19 protein-coding genes and 1 tRNA gene are annotated in these 22,603 nt (G+C 67.8%); 15 read left to right on the top strand and 5 right to left on the bottom strand.

Going from position 1 to position 22,603, the window contains the following annotated elements; all coding sequences use genetic code 11:
- The first annotated feature begins 27 nt into the window (after positions 1–27).
- The 5 genes from AC1DTW_RS02135 (at position 28) to AC1DTW_RS02115 (ending at position 3,704) form a co-directional block, all read left to right on the top strand.
- Entirely contained in the window at positions 28–786 is a 759-nt protein-coding gene (locus tag AC1DTW_RS02135) for a uroporphyrinogen-III synthase (RefSeq protein ID WP_477978645.1), read from the top strand.
- Between the two features lie 62 nt (positions 787–848).
- On the top strand, positions 849–1,931 hold the full coding sequence (locus AC1DTW_RS02130; protein WP_477978643.1) for a uroporphyrinogen-III C-methyltransferase: 1,083 nt from the start codon (positions 849–851) through the stop codon (positions 1,929–1,931).
- Position 1,932: 1 nt separating this feature from the next.
- Positions 1,933–3,180 carry a heme biosynthesis HemY N-terminal domain-containing protein gene (locus AC1DTW_RS02125; protein WP_477978641.1) on the top strand — a complete coding sequence of 416 codons (1,248 nt, stop codon included), beginning with the start codon at positions 1,933–1,935 and terminating at the stop codon, positions 3,178–3,180.
- A 33-nt stretch (positions 3,181–3,213) separates the two neighbouring features.
- A tRNA-Arg gene (locus tag AC1DTW_RS02120) sits at positions 3,214–3,290 on the top strand.
- A gap of 207 nt (positions 3,291–3,497) precedes the next feature.
- A complete protein-coding gene (locus tag AC1DTW_RS02115) occupies positions 3,498–3,704 on the top strand; it encodes a hypothetical protein (RefSeq protein WP_477978639.1) in 207 nt (68 codons plus the stop codon).
- A gap of 434 nt (positions 3,705–4,138) precedes the next feature.
- Here the strand turns inward: AC1DTW_RS02115 and AC1DTW_RS02110 are convergent, their stop codons facing one another.
- Complete coding sequence (locus tag AC1DTW_RS02110; RefSeq protein WP_477978637.1) at positions 4,139–5,062, bottom strand: LysR family transcriptional regulator; 924 nt, start codon at positions 5,060–5,062, stop codon at positions 4,139–4,141.
- A 185-nt stretch (positions 5,063–5,247) separates the two neighbouring features.
- Between AC1DTW_RS02110 and AC1DTW_RS02105 the strand changes: the two genes are divergently transcribed.
- From AC1DTW_RS02105 to AC1DTW_RS02075, 7 genes are read left to right on the top strand one after another with little or no spacing between them, the layout of a single operon-like run.
- Positions 5,248–6,726 carry an ABC transporter substrate-binding protein gene (locus AC1DTW_RS02105; RefSeq protein WP_477979163.1) on the top strand — a complete coding sequence of 493 codons (1,479 nt, stop codon included), beginning with the start codon at positions 5,248–5,250 and terminating at the stop codon, positions 6,724–6,726.
- A 22-nt stretch (positions 6,727–6,748) separates the two neighbouring features.
- Entirely contained in the window at positions 6,749–7,666 is a 918-nt protein-coding gene (locus AC1DTW_RS02100) for an ABC transporter permease (protein WP_477978635.1), read from the top strand.
- A 9-nt stretch (positions 7,667–7,675) separates the two neighbouring features.
- Positions 7,676–8,578, top strand: a complete 903-nt coding sequence (locus tag AC1DTW_RS02095) for an ABC transporter permease (protein ID WP_477978633.1) — start codon at positions 7,676–7,678, stop codon at positions 8,576–8,578.
- 10 nt (positions 8,579–8,588) lie between these two features.
- Positions 8,589–9,599 carry an ABC transporter ATP-binding protein gene (locus AC1DTW_RS02090; protein WP_477978631.1) on the top strand — a complete coding sequence of 337 codons (1,011 nt, stop codon included), beginning with the start codon at positions 8,589–8,591 and terminating at the stop codon, positions 9,597–9,599.
- On the top strand, positions 9,596–10,429 hold the full coding sequence (locus AC1DTW_RS02085) for an ATP-binding cassette domain-containing protein (protein ID WP_477978629.1): 834 nt from the start codon (positions 9,596–9,598) through the stop codon (positions 10,427–10,429). The genes AC1DTW_RS02090 and AC1DTW_RS02085 overlap by 4 nt, the downstream gene beginning before the upstream one ends.
- A complete protein-coding gene (locus tag AC1DTW_RS02080) occupies positions 10,426–11,829 on the top strand; it encodes a M20 family metallopeptidase (protein ID WP_477978627.1) in 1,404 nt (467 codons plus the stop codon). The genes AC1DTW_RS02085 and AC1DTW_RS02080 overlap by 4 nt, the downstream gene beginning before the upstream one ends.
- Positions 11,826–12,965, top strand: a complete 1,140-nt coding sequence (locus tag AC1DTW_RS02075; protein WP_477978625.1) for a M20 family metallopeptidase — start codon at positions 11,826–11,828, stop codon at positions 12,963–12,965. Before AC1DTW_RS02080 ends, AC1DTW_RS02075 begins: the two co-directional genes overlap by 4 nt.
- Positions 12,966–13,007: 42 nt before the next feature.
- Here the strand turns inward: AC1DTW_RS02075 and AC1DTW_RS02070 are convergent, their stop codons facing one another.
- Positions 13,008–14,024: a 1-aminocyclopropane-1-carboxylate deaminase gene (locus AC1DTW_RS02070; protein WP_477978623.1), complete on the bottom strand. Its 1,017-nt coding sequence runs from the start codon at positions 14,022–14,024 to the stop codon at positions 13,008–13,010.
- 205 nt (positions 14,025–14,229) lie between these two features.
- On the opposite strand from AC1DTW_RS02070, the gene AC1DTW_RS02065 reads away from it, so the two are divergent.
- Positions 14,230–14,739 carry an Lrp/AsnC family transcriptional regulator gene (locus tag AC1DTW_RS02065; RefSeq protein WP_477978621.1) on the top strand — a complete coding sequence of 170 codons (510 nt, stop codon included), beginning with the start codon at positions 14,230–14,232 and terminating at the stop codon, positions 14,737–14,739.
- 53 nt (positions 14,740–14,792) lie between these two features.
- On the opposite strand, the gene AC1DTW_RS02060 is transcribed toward AC1DTW_RS02065, so the two are convergent.
- The 3 genes from AC1DTW_RS02060 to AC1DTW_RS02050 form a co-directional block, all read right to left on the bottom strand.
- Positions 14,793–14,996, bottom strand: a complete 204-nt coding sequence (locus tag AC1DTW_RS02060) for a hypothetical protein (RefSeq protein ID WP_477978619.1) — start codon at positions 14,994–14,996, stop codon at positions 14,793–14,795.
- Between the two features lie 484 nt (positions 14,997–15,480).
- Positions 15,481–17,058 (bottom strand): ATP-binding cassette domain-containing protein, encoded by a 1,578-nt coding sequence (locus tag AC1DTW_RS02055; RefSeq protein ID WP_477978617.1) that lies wholly within the window; start codon positions 17,056–17,058, stop codon positions 15,481–15,483.
- A gap of 331 nt (positions 17,059–17,389) precedes the next feature.
- Complete coding sequence (locus AC1DTW_RS02050) at positions 17,390–19,360, bottom strand: sigma-54-dependent Fis family transcriptional regulator (protein ID WP_477978615.1); 1,971 nt, start codon at positions 19,358–19,360, stop codon at positions 17,390–17,392.
- A 402-nt stretch (positions 19,361–19,762) separates the two neighbouring features.
- Here AC1DTW_RS02050 and AC1DTW_RS02045 point away from each other — a divergent pair, with 402 nt between their 5' ends.
- Positions 19,763–21,337, top strand: coding sequence for a flavin-containing monooxygenase (locus AC1DTW_RS02045; RefSeq protein WP_477978613.1), 1,575 nt, complete (start codon positions 19,763–19,765; stop codon positions 21,335–21,337).
- A gap of 63 nt (positions 21,338–21,400) precedes the next feature.
- Complete coding sequence (gene acmB, locus AC1DTW_RS02040) at positions 21,401–22,585, top strand: methyl acetate hydrolase AcmB (protein WP_477978611.1); 1,185 nt, start codon at positions 21,401–21,403, stop codon at positions 22,583–22,585.
- Positions 22,586–22,603: the final 18 nt, after the last annotated feature.

The following is a 22,603-nucleotide window of genomic DNA, read 5'->3' as shown; positions in this document are numbered from 1 at the left end:
GATCCTGGCGCCAACAGGCCCCCAGCCGTGCGAGTGATCGTCACGCGACCGGCGGCGCAGGCGGCCGACTGGGTCGAACGGCTGCGCGCGTGTGCGATCGACGCGGTCGCGCTGCCGCTGATCGGCATTGCGCCGGTCGCCGATCCGGCCGCGCTGCGCGCCGCCTGGCAGGCGCTGCCGCAGCAGCGCCTCGTCGTCTTCGTCAGCCCGAACGCGGTCGAGCACTTCTTCGCGCAGCGGCCCGCGGGCGCGAACTGGCCGCCGGCGTTGCTGGCCGGCTCGCCGGGGCCGGGCACGACGGGGGCGCTGCTCGGGCTCGGCGTCGCGCCGGACCGTGTCGTCGAACCGGCACCCGATGCCGCGCAGTTCGACTCCGAATCGCTGTGGCAGCAGCTGCGCGGCCACGACTGGCGCGGCGCGAACGTGCTGGTCGTGCGCGGCGACGGCGGGCGCGACTGGCTCGCGCGAACGCTGCACGACGCCGGCGCACAGGTCGCGCACCTGACCGCGTACCGGCGAGTCGCGCCCCGGTTCGACGCGCACACGGCCGCGGTGCTGCACGACGCGCGCGCACAGCCGGCCGCGCACCTGTGGTTCTTCAGCAGCTCGGAGGCCATCGACAACCTGGCCGCGGCGGCGTCGGCCGACGACTGGCGCGAGGCGCTGGCGATCGCGACCCATCCGCGCATCGCGGCGCGGGCGCGGCAATTGGGGTTCGCACGCGTGACCGAAGCGCGACCGACACTGGCGGCCGTGGTGGCCTGCATACAATCGATCGGACCGTGACCGAAGACCCCGACAACGCCCTTGCTCCATCGCGCGGCTCCGCAGCCGATGCGTTGCCCGCCATGCTGCCAGCCGCATCGAATCACCCGGCAACCGCGCGCTGGCTCTGGGGCGCCGTGGCCGCCCTCGGCGCGTTGTGCGTCGTCAGCCTGGTGCTGGCCTGGAAGGCCGACCAGCGCGGCGCGAGCCTCGAACAGGAGCTGGTGCGCCGTCAGCAAGACAGCGCGGTGCGTGCGACCGAGGCGCGCACGCTCGCGAAGCAGGCCCAGGAGACCGTCGCCGACACCGCCGCGAAGGTCGGCCTGCTCGAAGCGCGCGTCGCCGAGGTGGCGGTGCAGCGCGGCCAGCTCGAGGAGCTGATCCAGTCGCTGTCGCGCTCGCGTGACGAGAACCTGCTCGTCGATGTCGACGCCGCGATCCGCGTCGCGCTGCAGCAGACCGCGATCACCGGCAGCGCCGAACCGCTGGTCGCGACGCTGAAGCAGAGCGACGAGCGCCTTGCGCGCTACAACCAGCCGCGGCTCGAAGGCGTGCGCCGCGCGATCTCGCGCGATCTCGACCGCGTCAAGGCCACCAGCGTCGCCGACATCGCCTCGCTCGGCATCAAGCTCGACGAAGCGATCCGCATGGTCGACGAACTGCCGCTGCTCGCCGTGGCCGACGGCCGCGGCGCGAAGGAGGCCGCCCGGCCGACGGCTTCCGGCAAGCCCGCTGCCACGGCGAGCGCGGCGCTGCCGGCATCGGCCGCGAGCGCCGCGGCAGGCCTCGGCGGGCGCCTCGGCGTGGCCTGGAACGCGTTCGCCGACAAGGTCTGGGACGAGGCGAAGTCACTGGTTCGCGTGACGCGCATCGATCACCCCGAGGCGATGCTGCTCGCGCCGGAGCAATCGTTCTTCGTCCGCGAGAACCTGAAGCTGCGGCTGCTGAATGCGCGCCTCGCGCTGTTGAGCCGGCAGTTCGATACCGCGCAGGCCGATCTTCAGGCCGCACTCACGACGGTCGACCGCTACTTCGACCGCGGCTCGAAGCGCACGGTGCTCGCGACCGAGTTGATGCGGCAAGTGGCAGGGCAGGCGCGCCACGTCGGCGTGCCGCGGCCCGACGACACGCTCGCCGCGTTGACCGCCGCGTCGGCGGGCCGCTGACGTGCGCAGCGTCATCTGGATCCTGCTGCTCGCAAGCGCCGCGGTCGTCGCGGCCTCGGCGCTCGGCACCAACGACGGGCTGGTCACGTTCTACTGGCGCGCCTGGCGCGCCGATGTGTCGCTGAACCTGTTCCTGATCGCGCTGATCGGCGCCTGCATCGTGATCGTCGTCGCGATCCAGGCGATCGGCTCGCTCGTCGGGCTGCCGCAGCGCGCGCGCGAGTGGCGCGTCGCGCGCCGTGACCGCAGCGCGCAGGCCGCGCTGCGCGACGCGCTGGCACAGTATTTCGGCGGCCGCTACAGCCGCGCCCAGCGATCGGCGCAGCGCGCGCTCGTGATCCAGGCCGACACGCCCGAGCTCGCCCAGGACAACGAGTTCACCGTGCTCAGCCACCTGCTCGCCGCCGGCAGCGCGCACCGGCTGCAGGACCGCGCCGGCCGCGACGAGCAGCTGCGCCGCGCGCTCGAGCTGTCGCGCCGCAGCGCAGCGGCGCGCTCGGCCGAGGAGGGCGCCCGCCTGCTCGCGGCCGAGTGGGCGCTCGACGACCGCGACGCGCCGCGTGCGCTCGAACTGCTCGGCGAACTGCCGATGGGCGTGGCGCGCCGCACCCACGCGCTGCGGCTGCGTCTGCAGGCCACGCGCCTGGGCCGCCAGCCGCAGGACGCGCTGAAGACTGCGCGCCTGCTCGCCAAGCACCAGGGCTTTTCGCGCATCGCCGCGCAAGGCCTGCTGCGCTCGCTCGCGTTCGAATCGCTCGACACGGCACACGACATCGACCAGCTCAAGCGCGTCTGGGCTCAGTTCGATCCGGTCGACCGGCGCGACGCCTTCGTCGCCGCGCGCGCTGCCGATCGCGCCGCAGTGCTCGGCGCATTCGACGACGCACGCGGTTGGCTGCGGCCGTTCTGGGAGCAGCCGGGCGAACTCGGACCCGAGGAACGCGCGGCGGTCTCGCTCGGTCTCGTCAACGCGGTCTCGGGCATCGGCGCCGAATGGCTGCCGCGGCTCGAGGCCGCGTCGATCGCGTACACGCGCGAAGGCGCGGTGGCGCTCGCGGTCGGCTGCGCACTGGCCGAGCGCCAGCTGTGGGGCAAGGCGCGCCGGCTGCTCGAGCAGGCCGCGGCAGACAGCGCGCTCGGCAGTGCCTCGCGCCGCAAGGCCTGGCTCGCGCTCGCGACGCTCGCGCAGCAGGAAGGCGACCTGCCGCGCGCCGCCGAGTGCTTCGAGGCCGCCGCACGGCTGGCTTGAGGCCACGGCAATCCTGCTATACTCCATGGCTGCGCGGCTGTAGCTCAGCTGGATAGAGTACTTGGCTACGAACCAAGGGGTCGTGGGTTCGATTCCTGCCAGCCGCACCAGTCATCCAGAGCAAGCATCCACGCGGGTTTCAAGCCTGCGGGGGTGCATGCCGAGGGTGCATCAGAAGTAGAAAAAAGAAGCCTCCGAGGTAGCCGTAACTGGCCGTCTCGGGGGCTTTTCCGTTTGCCAGTACGCCTGCGCCCTGGGCGCCATGCCGCACTGCTACTCTGTGTGTGTGGAACCACCCGCACGAAGGAGCAGAGAGCATGCAGACGGTCACCCGGACTGAGTACCTTGCGGAACTGAACCGACAACTGCAGTTGCATCCTGACTACCTGCCGGGATTGCGGTTCGTGACCGCGCCCGAAGGCTCAGAGCCGGAGCAAGCGTCGGGCTACTCGTGGGTGCCCTACGAACTCAAGCACCCGTTCGTGAACGTCGCCCACGCGGTGCTCAAGGACTTCACCACGTAGCGACACAAAGGATCAAAGCGAATTGGCAAGCCATCGAAGAGCGCGGTAGAGGTCGTACGCAGCGTAGCCAATCACGAGTGCGACCACCAACAGGAACGCTGCGGTGACAGCATGGTCTCGAAGGCGCGACAACGCGGTGCTTGGTTGTGGCGGCGACTCTGGCCCGGGATTCGGCCCGCGGCCAAATAGAACCTCATCTCTGCCGGTGTAGCGAAGAACCTCTTCCGTGGTGACCTAATGGATTCGATGGTCGCGCGCGGAGCTAGCCTCCTTCAGTGCGGCAATCTCCAACAGAAGCTTTTCGTTTTCAAGACGCGTCTTCTTGACTTGGCGAAGTTGGAGGCCAAAGCCGACGACTGCCGCGATCGCTCCCTGGTCGATAGCTGGCCTCCGAGCGCGAGCGCGACAACGTGCGACGTTGCAGCTCACGGTGCCTACTCGGACAACCGTTCCTTGAGAAACTTCAGGAAAGCCTGCGACGCACTGGACAGCGTGCGGCCCATCAGCGTCTGCACCTCGATGTTGCGCAGGTCCAGCCCGCGGTCGCGCAACGCGACCCAAGCCACCTCACCGCGTTCGACCTGGTAGCGGATCGAGATCTCGCCGGCGATCGTCACGCCGTCCTGGTGGTGGCGCAGAAAGCCGAACAGGCTGCTGATGTAGTTGCTCGTGAGCACGGGCTCGAAGTTCAGCCGCTGGCGGCTGCAGGCGATGTCGAACAGCTGGCGCACCGTCGTATCGGGCTCGGGCAGGGAGATCGGGTAGGCGAGCAGCTGAGACAGGCTGATCTGCTTGAAGCGCGTGAGCGGATGGTCGGGCCGCATCACGGCAAGGATCGGAGAGGGCTGCGTGTGTTCGACCTGAATCCCGTTCTCGGGCGTGCGGCTCATCGTGATGCCGATGTCGGCGTCGCCATGCAGGATGCGGCGCGTGCACTCGGCCGGCGGATGCACGCCCACGTGGAACTGGATGCCGGGATGCCGCTTCACGAAGTCGCTGGTCAGCCGCGGGATGAACTCCATCGCGAAGCCTTCGGTCGCGGAGATGCGCACCCGCCCGCGCTGCATGCCTTGCAGCGCCTGGATGTCGTGAACCACGCGCTCCGAATCGTGTGCCGACTTGAGCGCGTGGACCGCGAGCACCTCGCCTGCGGCGCTCGGGACCATGCCGCGTGCATGGCGGTCGAACAACTGCACGCCCAGCAGGTCTTCGAGCTGCGAGATGGCTCGGCTGATGGCCGACCCGGCGACGTTCAGGCGCTGCGACGCTTCGCGGATCGAGCCGCCGCGAACGACCTCGAGGAAGTAGCGCAGCGCGGTGTCCTGCAGCTGGCGGGCGACGAGTGGCGGTGTCGGCATACGGTGTCCTGAGCATTGCCGATACGGCAACGGATGCATCGATATTCTCTAGCAGATGAAACGCTCATCCGGTCCCGTTCTTGCTCAAACTGCGCAGGTTTCCAGTTTCGGCACGACGAAGGAGTTTCTCGATGAAGCATCTGTCCATCGCGGCGTTGCACCCGCACGGCCTGGTTCTGGCGCTGATGGTCGGCGCCGGTGTCGCGCACGCCGGCAAGGCCAACGACACGCTGGTCTACGCCTCGGACAACGAGGTCGAGAACGTCAGCCCTTATCACAACAACATGCGCGAGGGCGTGATCCTGGCCAACATGGCCTGGGACACGCTGGTCTACCGCGACACCAAGACCGGCGAGTACAAGCCGCAGCTCGCGACCGCGTGGAAGTGGGAGTCGCCCACCGCGCTGTTGCTCACGCTGCGCCAGGGCGTCACCTTCCACAACGGCGACAAGTTCAGCGCCGACGACGTGGTCTACACCTTCAACGTCGTGACCGCGCCCGACGCGAAGATCGCGACGCGCCAGAACACCGACTGGATCAAGAACGCCGAGAAGGTCGGCGAGTACCAGGTGCGCGTCAACCTGAAGACGCCGTTCCCGGCCGCGCTCGAATACCTCGCCGGCCCGACGCCGATCTACCCGGCGGCCTACTTCCAGAAGGTCGGCATCGAGGGCTACAGCAAGGCGCCGGTCGGCACCGGCCCCTACAAGATCACCGCGGTCGTGCCCGGCCAGGGCGTGACGATGGTGAAGAACCCCGCCTACTTCAAGGACAGCCCGTTGGGCCAGCCGCGCATCGGCACCGTAAAGTTCGCGGTGGTGCGCGACCCCGAGGCCCGCGCGGCCCAGTTGATGACCGGCGCCGTCGACTGGATCTGGCGCGTGCCGGCCGACCAGGCCGAGTCGCTGAAGGCCTCGCCCAACATGAGCGTGCTCAGCGGCGAGACCATGCGCGTGGGCTTCGTCTCGATCAACAACAACGGCACGACGCCCGAATCCCTGCCGTTCAAGGACGCGCGCGTGCGCCAGGCCGTCAACCATGCGATCAATCGCAAGGCGCTCGCCGACAGCCTGGTGCGTGGCGGCAGCCAGGCGGTCTATGCGCCGTGCTTCCGCACCCAGTTCGGCTGCGACACGGCCAAGGTGACCAGTTACGACCACAACCCCGCGAAGGCCAAGGCCCTGCTCGCCGAGGCCGGCTATGCGAACGGCTTCGACACCGACCTGTGGGCCTACCGCGAGCGCGACTACGCCGAGGCGATCATCGGCGACCTGCGCAAGGTCGGCATCCGCGCGCGCCTGCATTTCGTGCAATACCCGGCGCTGCGCACCGAGTTGCGCGCCGGCCGTGCACCGTTGTCGTTCCAGGCCTGGGGCTCGTTCGGCGTCAACGACGCGTCGGCCTTCGTCGGCAACTTCTTCAAGGGCGGGCCGGACGACACCGCGAAAGACCCGCAGGTCATCGCGCTGCTTCAGACGGCCGACGCCACCGTCGACAAGGCCGAGCGCAAGACCAAGTACGCGCAGGCGCTGCAGCGCATCTCGACGCAGGCGATGTGGGCGCCGCTGTTCTCGTACTCGACCAACTATGCGTTCACCTCCGACCTGAAGTTCGAGGCCCAGCCCGACGAACTGCCGCGCTTCTTCCAGGCGAGCTGGAAGTAGGCACGTCTGCGGCGACCACACCATGCTGCGCTACGTCTTCCGTCGGTTGCTCGTGGGCTTGAGCGTGATGCTCACGGTGGCGGTCGTCAGCTTCATGCTGCTGCACTTGTCGGGCGACCTGGCGACTGCGATCGCCGGGCCCGAATCGAGCGCGGCCGATGTCGACAAGGTGCGCGTGCAGTACGGCCTGGACCGCCCGATCGCGACGCAGTTCGCCGACTGGCTGGGCGCGGCGGTGCGGCTCGACTTCGGGCGCTCGTTCTACTTCCAGAACACCGTGATGGAGCTGATCGGCGAGCGCCTGCCGGTCACGCTCAAGCTCGGCGGCGTCGCGCTGCTGCTGGCGGTGGTCGTGGCGATTCCGCTCGGCGTGCTGGCGGCGATCTACCGCGACAGCTGGATCGACCGGCTCTCGCTGCTGGTCGCGGTGGTCGGCCAGGCGATGCCCAACTTCTGGTTCGCGCTGAGCCTGATCCTGGTGTTCGCGGTCGGGCTCAAGTGGCTGCCGGTGGCCGGCAACACGAGCTGGCAGCACTTCGTGTTGCCTGCGATCGCGCTCGGCTACTACGCGATGCCATCGCTGATGCGGCTCACGCGTGCCGGCATGCTGGACGTGCTCGGCTCCGACTACATCCGCACCGCGCGCGCCAAGGGCCTGAGCCCGGCGCGCGTCGTGTTCAAGCATGCGTTGCGCAACGCGATCATCCCGGTGATGGCGCTCGCGGCGGTCGAGCTCGGCTTCATGCTGGGCGGCTCGGTCGTGATCGAGTCGGTCTACTCATTGCAAGGGCTCGGCCAGCTCGCATGGGACTCGATCTCGCGCAACGACTATCCCGTGGTGCAAGCGGTCGTGCTGATCATTGCGGTGTTCTATATCGGCCTGACCTTCGTCGCCGACGTGCTCAACGCCGCGCTCGACCCACGCATGCGCACGCGCTAGGACCGCACGATGTCAACCACCTCTGTCCTGTCGGCCCCGTTGCCCTTGCCGCTCATTCCCGCGTGGCGCCGCGGGCTGCGGCGCAGCCTCGGCCACCGCGGCCTGGTGCTCGGCAGCGTGATCCTGGCCCTGATCGCGCTCGCCGCACTATTCGCGCCCTGGCTCAGCCCGCACGACCCGTATGCGCAAGAAGTGACGCAGCGCCTGATCCCGCCGGCCTGGTACGGCAAGGGCAGTTGGGAACATTTGCTCGGCACCGACAAGCTCGGCCGCGACTACTTGAGCCGGCTGCTCTACGGTGCCCGCGTGTCACTGTTCATCGGCCTCGCGACGGCGCTGATCTCGGGCCTGATCGGCACGACGATGGGCGTGCTCGCCGGCTACTACGGCGGCCGCGTCGACGCGGTCGTCAGCTACATCGTCACGACGCGGCTGGCGCTGCCTGTCGTGCTGGTGGCGCTCGCGATGGCCTCGCTGGTGGGAGGCTCGCTGAAGGTCGTGATCGTGCTGCTCGGGCTGTTGCTCTGGGACCGCTTCGCGATCGTCACGCGCTCGGCGACGCAGCAGCTGCGCGACGCCGAGTTCATCGCTGCGGCCAAGGCGCTCGGCGCGTCCACGCCCTACATCCTGCTGCGCGAGCTGCTGCCCAACCTGATGAGCGCGCTCACCGTGGTCGCGACGCTGGAGATGGCGCACGCGATCCTGCTCGAGGCCACGCTGTCCTTCCTGGGTCTGGGCGTGCAGCCGCCGACGCCGTCGTGGGGGCTGATGGTGGCCGAGGGCAAGGCCTACATGTTCTTCCAGCCCTGGGTCATCGTGATTCCCGGTGTCGTGCTGGCGCTGCTGGTGCTGGGCATCAACCTGGTCGGCGACGGCCTGCGCGATGTGACCGCACCGGATGGCCGCAATTGAAGGAATGACGATGAGCGTGCCCGACGACAGACTGCTGCTCGACGTGAAGAATCTGCGCGTCGACCTGCCGACCGAGCGCGGCCTGCTGCACGCTGTGCGCGGCATCGACTTCCAGGTGCGGCGCGGCGAGATGCTGTGCCTGGTCGGCGAATCGGGCTGCGGTAAATCGATGACTTCGCTCGCGCTGATGAGCCTGCTGCCGCGCAAGGCGGAACGCCATGCCGACCACCTCCGCTTCGACGGTGTCGACCTGCAAGGCCTGCCCGAGCGCGAGATGAACGCATTGCGCGGTGCGCGCATGGCGATGATCTTTCAGGAGCCGATGACCTCGCTGAACCCGTCCTACACGCTGGGCGATCAGCTGTGCGAGGCCTTGCGGGCGCATCGCAGCGTGAGTGCATCACAGGCACGCGAACGGGCTGTGTACTTGCTCGAACGCGCTGGCGTTCCGCAGGCCGCGGATCGCCTGCGCCAATACCCGCACCAGCTCTCCGGCGGGCTGCGTCAGCGCGTGATGATCGCGATGGCGCTGATGTGCGGGCCCGACCTCATCATTGCCGACGAGCCGACCACCGCGCTCGACGTGACCATCCAGGCGCAGATCCTGCGGCTGATCCGCGAGCTGCAGCGCGAGTTCGGCACTGCGGTCGTCTTCATCACGCACGACCTCGGCGTGGTCGCGCGCATCGCCGATCGCGTCGCCGTGATGTACGCCGGCGAGATCGTCGAGACCGCGCCGGTCGCCGAACTGTTCGCGCGCCCGTCGCACCCGTACACGCGCGGGCTGCTGAGCTGCATCCCGGTGCGCGGCAAGACGCTGCCGGGCAGTCGGCTGCAGGCCATTCCGGGTGTCGTGCCCAGCCTGATCGGGTCGGTGTCGGGCTGCGCGTTCGCGAACCGTTGCACCGAGGTTCGCGAAGCCTGCGTACAGACGCCGCCGCAGGTGTGGCTGGCTCCGCAGCACGCGGTCCGTTGCGTGGCGGCGCGGTCGTCGGACGTGCTGTCGAAGGCCGCAGCATGACGTCGTCGGACTGTGCGCTCGAGCTGTGCGCGCTGAGCCGCCGCTTCGTGCTCAAGCGCGGCCTGTTCCGCGCGCCGGGCGAGATCAAGGCCGTCGACAACGTGACGCTGCGCGTCGCGAAGGGCGAGACGCTGGGCCTGGTCGGCGAGTCCGGTTGCGGCAAGAGCACGCTGGCCAAGATGCTGCTGGGCCTGCTCGCGCCGACCTCGGGAAACGTGCTGCTGCACGGCCAGGAGATCGACCCGCGCCAGCGCCGAGCCCATGCGCGCCAGATCCAGCCGATCTTCCAGGACCCGTACTCGTCGCTGAACCCGCGCCGCACCGTCGCCGACATCGTCGGCGTGCCGCTGCGCATTCATCACGTGGGTTCGCGCGCCGAACAGCAGCGCACGGTGCGCGAGACGCTCGATCTCGTCGGCATGCCCGAGCGCACGCACCAGCAGTATCCGAACCAGCTCTCGGGCGGGCAGCGTCAGCGTGTCGCGATCGCACGCGCGCTGGTGCTGCGCCCCGACATCCTGGTCTGCGACGAGCCGACCTCGGCGCTGGACGTCTCGGTGCAGGCGCAGATCCTGAACCTGCTGATGGACCTGAAGGCCGAGTTCGGGCTGACCTACTTCTTCATCAGCCACGACCTCGGCGTGGTCGAGCACCTGGTCGATCGCGTCGCCGTGATGCACCGCGGCGCGATCGTCGAGCTGGGCACGCGCGAGCAGATCTTCGCGCGGCCCGAACACCCGTACACCCGAGCGCTGCTGGCCTCGGCGCTGTCGCCCGAGCCCGGCCTCGGGATCCCTGAAATCCATGTCCCGGAAGGCATCACCGCATGAGCCGCCAGCAAGCCATCGCCAAGACCCTCGCCTGTTTCGACGACGGGCGTTTCCAGCAGGTGCTGGCGCGCCGTGTCGCGATGCGCACCGAAAGCCAGGACGAGGCCAGCGGCCCCGCGCTGCACGCCTACCTCAGCGACGAGATCGCGCCGCAGCTCGAACGCCTGGGCTTCACATGCCGCATCGTTGCGAACCCGGTGACGCCGCGCTGCCCGTTCCTGCTCGCCGAGCGCATCGAACCCGGCGCCGCGTTCACGCTGCTGAGCTACGGCCACGGCGACGTGGTGCGCGGCTACGACGCGCAGTGGCGCGCGGGCCTGAGCCCGTGGGAGATCGTCGTCGACGGCAACCGCTGGTACGGGCGCGGCACGGCCGACAACAAGGGCCAGCACACGATCAACCTGGTCGCCCTCGAGCAGGTGCTCTCGGTGCGCGGAGGCACTCTCGGCTACAACGTCAAGATCATTCTCGAGATGGGCGAGGAAGCGGGCTCGCCCGGCCTGAACGAGGTCTGCGCGCAGCACCGCGAGCTGCTCGCGGCCGATCTCTTTCTCGCCTCCGACGGCCCGCGCGTCGCGGCCTCGCGCGCGACGATGTTCCTCGGCTCGCGCGGCGTGTTCAATTTCGATCTGCATGTGAAGCTGCGCGATGGCGGCCATCACTCAGGCAATTGGGGCGGGTTGCTGCGCAACCCCGGCATTCGGCTGGCGCACGCGATCGCGAGCCTGATCGATGCGCACGGCCGCATCCTCGTGCCGGGGCTGCTGCCGAGCGAACTTCCCGCAAGCGTTCGCGCCGCGCTGAAGGACATCGAAGTCGGCGGTGGCCCCGGCGACCCCGCGATCGATCCCGACTGGGGCGAGCCCGGCCTCAGCCCTGCCGAGCGCGTGATCGGCTGGAACAGCCTGGAGGTGCTGGCCTTCACGACCGGCAACCCCGCGATGCCGGTGCACGCGATACCCGCCGAGGCGCGTGCGCATTGCCACATGCGCTTCGTCGTCGGCAGCGACGTGGCGAACTTTCTCACGCACATCCGAGCGCATCTCGATGCCCAAGGCTTCGACGACGTCGAGCTGCGCGCCACCGACGTGCACATGGCCGCGACCCGGCTGGACCCCGACGACGCCTGGGTGCGCTGGGGCCTGGCCTCGATGGAGCGCAGCACCGGCAAGCGGCCCGCGCTGCTGCCCAACCTCGGCGGCTCGCTGCCGAACGACGTGTTCGCCGAGACGCTGGGCCTGCCGACGCTGTGGGTGCCGCACTCGTATGCGGCCTGCTCGCAGCATGCGCCGAACGAACACATCCTCGCCGACCTCACGCGCGAGTCGCTGCACATCATGGCCGGCATGTTCTGGGACCTGGCCGAAGAAGGCCCAGCGGTGATGAAGGAGCGCGCATGAACGCCGCGATCGAGTGGTTGTCGAGCCAGCGCCCCGCGATGCAGGCGGGGCTGGCCACGCTGGTCGACATCGACTCCAACAGCCACGACAAGGCCGGCACCGACCGCGTCGCGCAGGCCATGCTGGACTGGCTGCGCGACGCCGACATCGAGGGGGAACATCGGGCCGATCCCGACGATGGCGACGCGCTGCTGGTGCGCTTGCGCGGCGCGGTGCCCACCGCCGCGCCGGTGCTGCTGATGGGTCACCGCGATACGGTGTTCCCGACCGGCACCGTGGCGCAACGGCCGTGGCGCGTTGTCGGCGATCGCGCTTATGGGCCCGGCGTGTCGGACATGAAGTCGGGTCTGGTGCTGCAATGCTTCGTGCTGATGGCTCTGCGGCGCTTGCCGCTGCTGCCATTCCCGGTGCTGGGCCTGTTCACCGCGGACGAGGAGATCGGTTCGCAGCGCGGCCGCATCGCCATCGAGACGCACGCTCGCGGCGCGCGGGCGGCGTTCAATGCGGAGCCCGGCCGGGTCAGCGGCAACCTCGTTACTTCGCGCAAGGGCGGTGCCACCTTCGCGATTGACGTGACCGGCCGCGCCGCGCACTCCGGCGTGAACCACGCCGATGGCGCGAGTGCGATCGAGACGCTGGCGCGCAAGGTGCAAGCGCTGCATGCGCTGACCGACTATGCGTCCGGCATCACCGCCAACGTCGGGCTGATCAGCGGCGGCATGTCGACCAACACCGTCGCGCCGTCGGCGCAGGCCAAGCTTGATGTGCGCTTCTGTTCGCTGCAGCAGCGCGAGTTCATCTTCGAGCGCGTCAAGGCCATCGTCGACGCACCCGGCGTCCCGGGAACCGAAGCCCGCCTCACGCAGACCTCGGAGTTCCTGCCGCTGGAGCCGCAGTGGAGCGGCGAGTTGATGCAGCGCTACAAGTCCAGTGCCGCCCGGGTCGGATTCGATGTGGATGGCGAGTTCACCGGCGGCTGCTCGGACGCCGGGTTCACGGCGTCGCTGGGCATTCCGACGCTGTGCGGCGTCGGGCCGGTCGGGGGAAGGGCACACACCGACGGCGAGTACTGCTGCCTGGACACGCTGGTGCCGCGCGCACAGGCTCTGGTCGGAACCATCCTGAGTCTGGCCTAGACCGAAGCGAGCGCGACGAACCGAACCGGTGTGTTTGCCCGCTCAGCCATTGCGGAACAGAAAGCTGTAGGCGTTGAGTGCGGGCACGCCGCCCAGGTGGGCATACAGCACCTTCGAGCCGGCAGGGAACTCGCCTTGACGCACCATGTCGATCATTCCGTGCATGGACTTGCCCTCGTAGACCGGGTCGGTCAGCATGCCTTCCTGCCGCGCGCACAGGCGGATCGCCTCCAGCGTGCCGGCGTTGGGCAGGCCGTATTCGGGGCCGCCGTAGCGGGTGTCGAGCACCACGTCCTCGTCGGTGATCTCGCGACCCAGTTCGACCAGTTTGGCGGTGTTCTGCGCGATGCGCAGGATCTGCGCCTGCGTCTGTGCCGGCTTCGCGGAGGCGTCGATGCCGATCACGCGGTCGGCACGGCCGTCGGCCGCAAAGCCGACCACCATGCCAGCCTGCGTGCTGCCGGTGACCGAGCAGACGACGATGTAGTCGAACTTGAAGCCGAGCTCGGCCTCCTGCGCACGAACCTCTTCGGCAAAGCCGACGAAGCCCAGGCCGCCCAGCGGATGCTCGGAGCAGCCGGCCGGGATCGGGAACGGCTTGCCGCCGGCCTTGCGCACGTCTTCCATCGCCTGCTCCCAGCTCGGGCGGATGCCGATGTCGAAGCCGGCGGCGTCCAGGCGCACGTCGGCGCCGAGGATGCGTGACATCTCGATGTTGCCGACGCGGTCGTACACGGCGTCGGAATAGTTGACCCAGTTCTCCTGCACCAGCACGCACTTCATGCCCAGGTGCGCGGCGACGGCGGCGACCTGGCGCGTCTGGTTGGACTGGATGCCGCCGATCGACACCAGCGTGTCGCAGCCCTGAGCCAACGCCTCGGGAATCAGGTACTCGAGCTTGCGCGTCTTGTTGCCGCCGAAGGCCAGGCCGCTGTTGCAGTCTTCGCGCTTCGCATACAGGTCCACCTCGCCGCCGAGGTGTGCGCTCAGGCGCTTCAGGGGCTGGATCGGTGTGGGGCCGAAGGTCAACGAATGGCGTGGAAAACGTTTCAGGTTCATGGCTCTTGATCGTGAAGTTGCGGGCGGCGCCCAGGCATTCGATGCGGGCGAACAGGGAGGGTGTGCCGAAGCACATTCATCGCTGCCGATGACGCATGAATGGTAGGAAAGAAGGCGAACTTCAGGGTTGCAAAGTGAGCCGCGCCCGAGCAACGTTGCGATGAAATACGATTCGATTCATCGGAACAATTTCTACAGGATCCGCATGAGCGCAACAAAAGTTCGTGGGAAGCCATCGCCTCCAGGGCCTCTCCCGCACGAGATCGACCGAACCGACAAGGCCATCCTGCGCTCGCTGCAACGTGACGCCTCGATGTCGAACGTGGCGCTCGCGGCCAAGGTCAACCTCAGTGCGCCGGCGTGCCTTCGGCGCGTCGAGCGACTCAAGCAGATGGGGCTGATCACGGGCATCGTCGCGTTGCTGAACCCACAGGCGCTCGACGCCGGCATGCTCGTGCTGATCGGCGTCGTGCTCGATCGGTCGACGCCGCAGTCGTTTGCCGACTTCGAGAAGGCGGCCGTGACCGTGTCCGGTTGCATGGAGTGTCATGTGGTAACGGGCGAGTTCGACTACTTCATGCTGGTGCGCACGCGTGACAGTGACAGCTTCAACCGGCTGCACGCGGAGCAACTGCTGCACCTGCCCGGTGTGCGGCAGATACGATCGTTCATGGTGTTGAAGCAAGTGCTGTCGACGACTCGGTTCCCGATCTGAGCGTGACACGAGCCTCGTCGGGCTCATGATTTGTCCGCTGATCATTGGCAGCATCATTGCGCGTTGGCATGTCGATCGCGGCACGGCCGGCCTTGCGGGTCACTGGCGTGCCACGACGCGTGGCCGAGCACCGGCGCGGCCACCAGCAGCCCGAGGAACCACGGCGGCATCGCAACGACGACGATCGTCGCGATCATCGCGCCCCACAGCGGCATCAAGCCAGGACCGGGGAATGCAAGCAGACAGCGATCGTCCAAGTCGAAGACTTGTCTGACTTCGTCGATGACCTGCAGCACCACGTCGGCGGCAGGCTCGTACTTGAGATCCTCCAGGAGGTCGAGTCTCGGTCGGCTCGCTGCAAGTCGTGTGCGATCGCCCTGCGCAGTTTGTCTGCCTCCACTCGATCCTGACCCTGAGTGTCGTCGATCTCGGCGAAGCCGCTCCGCAGCGGCGCGGTCGCCATGCACTACAGGCGCGCGCGCTGACGCGGAGATGGGTCATGTCGCGTAGATTCCATCGAGAGGACGCCTTCCGGCGTTCGGCTTCTAAGCGCCTCTCATGTAAACCGTTCGATGCGCTGAACGACCGCTAGTGGCGAGACCGTTTTGCGGAAGGACCGCTGTGGGTCGGCAGTGCAATTTCGAGGCGTTGGATGTGGCCGTTCAGGCATGCCCGATGCCGCCGGGGCTCTCACGCGGACAGTCCGCGTCGGCTGATCTTCAGCGATCGGCCTCGGGCGGATTAACTTTGGAGATGCGCCGCGACGGATTCTCGAACCACCCTGGCCATCGAGGATTGCCGCATCACCAGTCGACCGTCGCGCCATTCCCACCGATGCGTCGGCCGCAACGCCTCGATGAACTCCACGTCGTGCGACGCGACGATGAGCGCCCCTTCGAAAGCTTGCAGCGCACCCTGCAGCACCAGGGTCGTGTCCAGATCGAGGTGATTGGTCGGTTCATCGAGCAACAGCATCCGGGCCGGTTCCTTGCGCCACAGTGCACAAGCCAGCGCGGCCTTCACACGTTCGCCTGCACTGAGCAGGCCCATCGGCAGCAGCACGCGTCCCGCGTCGAGACGCAGTCGGGCCAAGCGGGTTCTCAGCTCGCTGCCGCGCAATGGGCAGTCGAGCGTGCGCAGGCATTCGAGCAGCGAGCTGTGCGGCGGCAATGTGTCGCCGCCGTCTTGGTCGAGCGCGGCGGTTCGGACTTGTGTTGTCGCGCTCCCTTGCTGCGGTGCGAGCGCACCGGCGATCACGCGCAGCAGCGTGCTCTTGCCGCAGCCGTTCGGGCCAGTCACGGCGACACGTACTGGCCCGACGAGCGTTGCATCGATGAGCGGGCCACCGACGTGCGGGAGGCGCAGCCCCTGCAGTTGCAGTACCGGCTTGTCGGCCGGCACGCGACTGGTGGGCAGTGCCAGAGACATGGCCGGCGGCTGCTCCGCCCGCTCGGCGGCGGCGCGCACGGCGCCGTCCATCGACCGGCGCTTGTCGGCATCGCGTTGCGCGTCGCGTGCGGCGGTGGCTTCGGAGGTTTCGCGAAGGCAGTTGATCGTCATCGCGGGCAGATTGGCCGTGCGTGCCATGCGACGGCCGCGTGCCTGCCGCCGCTTGCGTGCGGCCTGTTCGCGACTCTGTTTGGCGAGCGCTGCGTCGCGCTCCGCGCGGGCATGCTGCAGGGCCGCTTGGGCGGCAGACGCATGGCCGTCTCGCAGGGCACGGTAGAGCGTGTAGTTGCCGCCGTACAGCGCCAGCCCGCGCGGGCTCAGTTCGGCAATGCGGTCCACGGCGCGCAACAGCTGCCGATCGTGGCTCACGACCACCACGGTTCGCTTGGCGGCCTGCAGCCATTCCAGCAGCCAGGCGCGGGCCTCCGCGTCGAGGTGGTTGCTGGGCTCATCGAGGATGACGCTGTGAGCGTCGGTCGCCATGGCGCCTGCCAGGGCCACGCGCATTCGCTCACCGCCGCTCAGGCCGGCCACCGCGTCTGCGGGCTGCAAGCCGGGCAGGCCCGCTTCGGCCAGGGCCTGCGCCACGCGGGCGGGCAGGTCCCAATGGCCATCGGCCAGGACCAGATCGTCCGGCGTTGCCAGCCCGGCCGCGACCCGCTCCACGGCTGCGAGCACCGGGCCGAGGCCCATCGCCTCGCCGACACTGCGTCTGTCCTGTGGCAGCAGCGGCGGGGCGACGAGGTGAACGCGGCCGCTGCGCCATGCCGTGCCGGCCGAGGGCATGCGGCCCGCAAGAATCTGCGCGAGCACGCTCTTGCCCACGCCGTTGCGGCCGACCAGCCCCAAGCGCTCGCGGCCGATGGACAAGTGCAGCGGCTCTTGCCACAGCGGCCTTCCATTGGGCAGATGCCACTGGACGTCGTGGAGCTGAAAAGAGCAGAGACCTGGTGTAGCAGGAGCAGGCGCTCCGGGCGCAGTGCGGCCCGTCGAGAACGATGACATTGCAAGCTTTCCGTTCGAACGAAGACATGCCACGCCGCAGGGCAGCGTGGAACGGCATCCGGGGGAAGGCTTACATCCGCATGGGAATCGTGCTCGGGGCAGTGAAGGGGCGCGATCTTAGCGAGCGGCTCTTGTCGCGTCAACGCGCCGCGCTTTGCCTTGACTGCATTGCGCTCGGCAGCGCAGTCCGAAACAGTCAATCAACGTCTGTTGTCGAGCCGATGAACTCGCTCTGATTGATATTGAGTTCGGCAAACTTGCGGTACAGGGTGGAGCGAGCCAGTCCAAGCACGTGCGCCACTTTGTTGACCTTCCGGTATTTGCGCAGCATGCCGACGATGATCTGACGCTCGTAGTCGCGCAGTGATGCAAGGCTTTCGTCGGGAGAGGCTGGCGCGCCCCTGGTATCGGCGTCCGCGCTGCCACCGTGTAGTACCTCCGGTGGCAGGCAGTCTCTGTCGATGGTCCCATCGGCGCACAGCATTGCCACTTCGATTGCATTGCGCAGCTCGCGCGCATTGCCTGGCCAGTGATAACAGCTCAGCGCGTCGTAAGCTTTGGGCGTGATGTCCACGGATTGGAGGCCGTGCTTGCGGCGCACGGTCTCGGCAAACTGATCCGCCAGCAGGTTGATGTCACATGGGCGCTCCCGCAGCGGCTTGATGGTCCGCTGCACCACCTTGAGGCGGAAGTACAGATCTTGGCGGAAGCGGCCTTGCGCGATCAAGTGCTCGAGGTCGCGGTGCGTGGCGGCGACGATGCGGCATGACGCGTGTCGCGTCTCGCACGAGCCGACGCGCTGAAAGCTGCCGTCTTCCAGCACGCGCAGCAAAGCCGCTTGCATCGCGGGCGGAAGCTCGCCGACCTCGTCCAGAAAGAGCGTGCCACCCTGGGCAGACTCGAAGTAGCCCGCGCGACCGCGTGGATCGGCGCCGGAGAACGCGCCTTTCACATAGCCGAAGAAGGTGCTTTCCATCAGGTGTTCACTGATGGCCCCGCAGTTCACCGCGAGATACGGCTCATTGCGGCGCCTGCTGCAGGCGTGCACATGGCGAGCGAGGAGCTCCTTGCCGGTCCCCGTCTCGCCGATGATCAGCAGGTTCACATCGGCCGTGGCAATGCGTTGCAGATCGTCGAGCATGCGCCGCGTCTGCGGGTCGCGCGACGCGAACTCGCCGAAGCGGCCGATCGATTCGACCGTCGTGGAAAGCGCCGGCCTTTCCTCGTGGCGGAACACCTTCGGGTAACCGGCGGGCTTCGCGAGCAGCACGATCGAGCCGATGCACGCGCCGGTGCCGGGGGCCTTGACTTCGATCGTTGCTTGCACGGCGACCACCGCGTCGCGAGCGGACGAGCCCCAGCGCTCGGCGACTTGCCGGCACCGCTCGCTCGGCGAATGCATCACGGGCCGGCCGGCGTGATCGAGCGCGAGCATGTCGTCGTGCGGATAGTGGCGGGCGGTTTCGCTGAAGGCGCTCAGAATGAGACGACGCTCCAACTCGCGGTGCAGCGCCATGCGCGCCTGGATCGAATTGGCTACCGACACCGTCAGCCCCAGCGCTTGATCGCGGAAGTCGGTCTCGACGGTGGTGAAGTCGATGATGCCGAGCAGGGTCTGTCCGTCTGTGTCAAAGATCGGCGCTGCGGCGCAGGACCACGAATGCCAGTGCTCGCAGAAGTGCTCGGTCGCGAAGACGTGGACCGGTTGACCCTTCGCAAGCGCGGTGCCCATGCCGTTGGTCCCGGCCGCCATCTCGGTCCATTCGGAGCCCACGACGATGCCGGAGTGGGTCGCCGCACGCTCGCGCACCTTCTGGTTGCCGGTGATGTGCAACACGGTCCCGGTGCGCTCGGTCAGGATCATGATGCCGGGCACGTCCACCAGGAAGTGGCCGACATCCTGCACGATGGGCACCGAGGTCTCCAGAAGCAACTGCTCGGCCTTGCGGCGGTGCCGGAACTCCTCGTCGCTGAGCCGCCGTCCCTTGGTCATCGCGACGTCGACGCCGAGCGCGGTGCAGCGCTGCCACTCACCGACCAGAAGCTGGTGGTAGGGGGTGCGGCATTCCTCGACGTCGATCAGCCCGGCGTTGAAGCGCTCCCACAGGCTGTGGACGCCGCGCAGGTCCTTGTGGAAGCCCACGTAGGGACTTGAGTCGGGCTTCATGGCGTCTCCTGGCCCGCATTGGAGCGGGTTGGCGAGATTCGATCAAGCCAGCCAAATCCCTGATGGCAAGCGCCCGGTGTCCCGCAAATCGGACACGGCGGGGTTCGTCTTGCCGGTGTCCGAGCACTGGGACAGCCGTGTCCACGCCAAGACAGACGAATCGGCCTGAACAGGCGTCGCGGCGCCCGCGCGGCGGGTCCGTGCGCTGAAGGCTCTGGTGAAAGCCCTGAGTTCTGTGGTCCGCGCCGGGTGGTCTGCGATGTGCAAAAGGAAGCCTGCCACAGCGCATCGCATGACCCGCAAGGCTTGCGTGATCCGGCATTCAAGTCACATGAAGGAGAGTGAGACATGACAGCTTCCCAATCTGCCCCGACCCCCGCCGCGCAGCGCTTCGACGCGGTCGTGATCGGCGCCGGCGTCGCCGGCTTGTACCAGTTGCACCAGTTGCGCAAGCAGGGGTTGAAAGTGCGCGTCTACGACACCGCCTCGGATGTCGGTGGCACCTGGTACTGGAACCGCTACCCCGGCGCCAAGTTCGACTCGGAGTCCTACATTTACCAGTACCTGTTCGATGAGCAGCTGTACAAGGACTGGTCGTGGAGCGAACGCTTCCCGGGGCAGGCCGAGATCGAGCGCTGGCTGCAATATGTCACCGAGCGGCTGGACCTGCGGCGCGACATCCAGTTCAACACCACCGTCATCCGTGCGCAGTACGACGAGTCGCGCGGCCGCTGGCAGATCAACACCAGCGGCGGCGAGCAGATCGATGCGCAGTTCTTCATCACCTGCGGCGGCATGCTCTCGGCACCGATGGAAAGGGTCTTTGCGGGCCAGGATGCGTTCAAGGGACGCATCTTCCACACCGGCCGCTGGCCGCGCGAGACACTGGACTTGTCGGACAAGCGGGTGGGCGTGGTCGGCATCGGCGCAACCGGCATCCAGGTCATCCAGACCATTGCCGACAAGGTCAAGCAGCTGAAGGTGTTTGTCCGCACGCCGCAGTACGTGCTGCCGATGAAGAACCCGAAGTACGGTCAACGCGAAGTCGCCAAGTACAAGGCGCGATTCGAGGAACTGCGCAGCAACCTGCCCAACACCTTCACCGGCTTCGAGTACGACTTCGTGCACCAGTGGGCCAAAGATTCGCCAGAGAAGCGCCGCGCAGTCCTGGAGGAGATCCACGCCGACGGCTCATTGAAGCTGTGGCTGGCCTCGTATGCCGAGATGTTCTTCGACGAGAAGGTGAGCGAAGAGATCTCGGAGTTCGTGCGCGAGAAGATGCGCGAGCGCCTGAAGGACAAGCGCCTGTGCGACCTGCTCATCCCCAAGGACTATGGCTTCGGTACGCACCGGGTGCCGCTGGAGACGAACTACCTGGAGGTCTACCACCGGCCCAATGTCGAGGCGGTGAGCGTCAAGTCCAACCCCATCCAGCAAATCGTGCCGCAGGGCATCCAGCTGGCCGATGGCACCGTGCACGAGTTGGACGTGATCATCTTGGCCACGGGCTTCGACGCCGGCACCGGTGCGCTCACCCGCATCGACATCCGTGGCCGCGAGGGCCGCTCGCTGCGCGACGATTGGTTCACCGAGATCCGTACCACGATGGGTCTGGCCAAGCACGGCTATCCCAACCTGTTGACCACGGCGGTGCCTCTGGCGCCGTCGGCCGCACTGTGCAACATGACCACCTGCCTGCAGCAGCAGACCGAGTGGATCAGCGGCCTGATCGGCCACATGCAAGCCACCGGCAAGACGGTGGTCGAGCCCACCGCCGAGGCCGAGGACGCCTGGGTACGCCACCACGACGAGACCGCCGGCGCCAATCTCATCTCCAAGACGTCGTCCTGGTACGTGGGCTCCAACGTGCCGGGCAAGCCGCGGCGCGTGCTGTCCTACACCGGCGGGGTGGGTGAGTACAAGCGGCGTTGTGGCGAGGTGGCCAAGGCCGGCTATCCCGGCTTCGACATGCAGTGACCGCCAACGGCGCGCCGGCCGCGAGCCGGTCGCGCCCCCAACCCTGACTCCTGGAGAGCATTGATGAGCCAACAACTGAAGTCGGCACTCGACACCGTGCTGCAACAAGCCGTGAAAGGCAACCCCAACGTGCCCGGCGTGGTGGCCATGGTCACCGACCGGAACGCCAACCTGTACGAAGGGGCGGCGGGCGTGCGCCGCCTGGGCGATGCCACGCCGATGACCGCCGACAGCACCTTCGCGATCTTCTCGACCACCAAGGCGATCACCGCGACCGCGGCGCTGCAACTGGTGGAAAGCGGCCAGCTCGACCTGGATGCCCCGGCGCAGACGTACGCGCCGGCCATCGGCAAGCTGCAGGTGATCGAGAGTGTGGACCTGCAGGGCAACGCCAAGCTGCGCCCGCCGCGCAGCCAGGTGACCACGCGACAGCTGCTCACCCACACCGGCGGCTTCGGCTACGACTTCTTCAACGAGAACTACAAGCGCCTGGCCGACGCGGGAAAGCAGCCCAGCGTCATCACCGCTTCTCGCGCAGCGCTCGAGACGCCGATGCTGTTCGATCCTGGCGAGCGCTGGGAGTACGGCACCAACATCGACTGGGTGGGTCAGGTGGTGGAGGGCATCACCGACCGCCGCCTTGGCGAGGTTTTCAGGACCCGCATCTTCGATCCACTGGGCATCCAGGACATGACCTTCGAGATCGACGACCGCATCCGTGCCCGCCTGGCCAGCATGCATGCACGCCACCCCGACGGCCACCTGGAGGCGATGGACTTCGAGCTGCCGGCCAAGCCCGAAGTGCATTTCGGCGGCCACGGCCTGTACGGCACGGTAGGCGACTACATGAAGTTCATCCGCATGTGGCTGAACGATGGCGCCGGCGGCAACGGGCGGGTACTGAAGGCGGAGACGGTGGAGATGGCTTGCCGCCGCCACCTCGATCCGAAGCTGAAAGTGACCATGCTGCCGGGCGTGATCAAGACGCTGTCAAACGACGCCGAGTTCTTCCCCGGCCAACCCAAGGCCTGGTCGCTGGCGTTCATGATCAACGAGGAGCGGGCCCCCACCGGTCGTCCGGCTGGCGCGCAGGGGTGGGCCGGTCTGGCCAACCTCTTCTACTGGATCGACCGGCAGAACGGCCTCGGGGGTTTCTGGGCAACGCAGATCCTGCCGTTCGGCGATCCGGCGTCGTTCGTCGGCTACATGAACCTTGAGTCGGCCACATACAGCGCCGTCAAGGGCTGAGGTCCCAAGACACGGCGC

This window comes from Rhizobacter sp. P5_A1, from assembly GCF_056400745.1.
Note: the sequence above shows the minus strand (reverse complement) of the source record. Positions and strands in the feature narration are given on the sequence as shown.

Excerpts from the sequence above, each read along its gene's own strand:
- AC1DTW_RS02130 (WP_477978643.1), top strand. The coding sequence starts at position 849 with ATGCTGCCAGCCGCATCGAATCACCCGGCAACCGCGCGCTGGCTCTGG.
- AC1DTW_RS02115 (WP_477978639.1), top strand. The coding sequence starts at position 3,498 with ATGCAGACGGTCACCCGGACTGAGTACCTTGCGGAACTGAACCGACAA.
- AC1DTW_RS02110 (WP_477978637.1), bottom strand. The coding sequence starts at position 5,062 with ATGCCGACACCGCCACTCGTCGCCCGCCAGCTGCAGGACACCGCGCTG.
- AC1DTW_RS02105 (WP_477979163.1), top strand. The coding sequence starts at position 5,248 with ATGGTCGGCGCCGGTGTCGCGCACGCCGGCAAGGCCAACGACACGCTG.
- AC1DTW_RS02100 (WP_477978635.1), top strand. The coding sequence starts at position 6,749 with ATGCTGCGCTACGTCTTCCGTCGGTTGCTCGTGGGCTTGAGCGTGATG.
- AC1DTW_RS02095 (WP_477978633.1), top strand. The coding sequence starts at position 7,676 with ATGTCAACCACCTCTGTCCTGTCGGCCCCGTTGCCCTTGCCGCTCATT.
- AC1DTW_RS02090 (WP_477978631.1), top strand. The coding sequence starts at position 8,589 with ATGAGCGTGCCCGACGACAGACTGCTGCTCGACGTGAAGAATCTGCGC.
- AC1DTW_RS02085 (WP_477978629.1), top strand. The coding sequence starts at position 9,596 with ATGACGTCGTCGGACTGTGCGCTCGAGCTGTGCGCGCTGAGCCGCCGC.
- AC1DTW_RS02080 (WP_477978627.1), top strand. The coding sequence starts at position 10,426 with ATGAGCCGCCAGCAAGCCATCGCCAAGACCCTCGCCTGTTTCGACGAC.
- AC1DTW_RS02075 (WP_477978625.1), top strand. The coding sequence starts at position 11,826 with ATGAACGCCGCGATCGAGTGGTTGTCGAGCCAGCGCCCCGCGATGCAG.
- AC1DTW_RS02070 (WP_477978623.1), bottom strand. The coding sequence starts at position 14,024 with ATGAACCTGAAACGTTTTCCACGCCATTCGTTGACCTTCGGCCCCACA.
- AC1DTW_RS02065 (WP_477978621.1), top strand. The coding sequence starts at position 14,230 with ATGAGCGCAACAAAAGTTCGTGGGAAGCCATCGCCTCCAGGGCCTCTC.
- AC1DTW_RS02050 (WP_477978615.1), bottom strand. The coding sequence starts at position 19,360 with ATGAAGCCCGACTCAAGTCCCTACGTGGGCTTCCACAAGGACCTGCGC.
- acmB (WP_477978611.1), top strand. The coding sequence starts at position 21,401 with ATGAGCCAACAACTGAAGTCGGCACTCGACACCGTGCTGCAACAAGCC.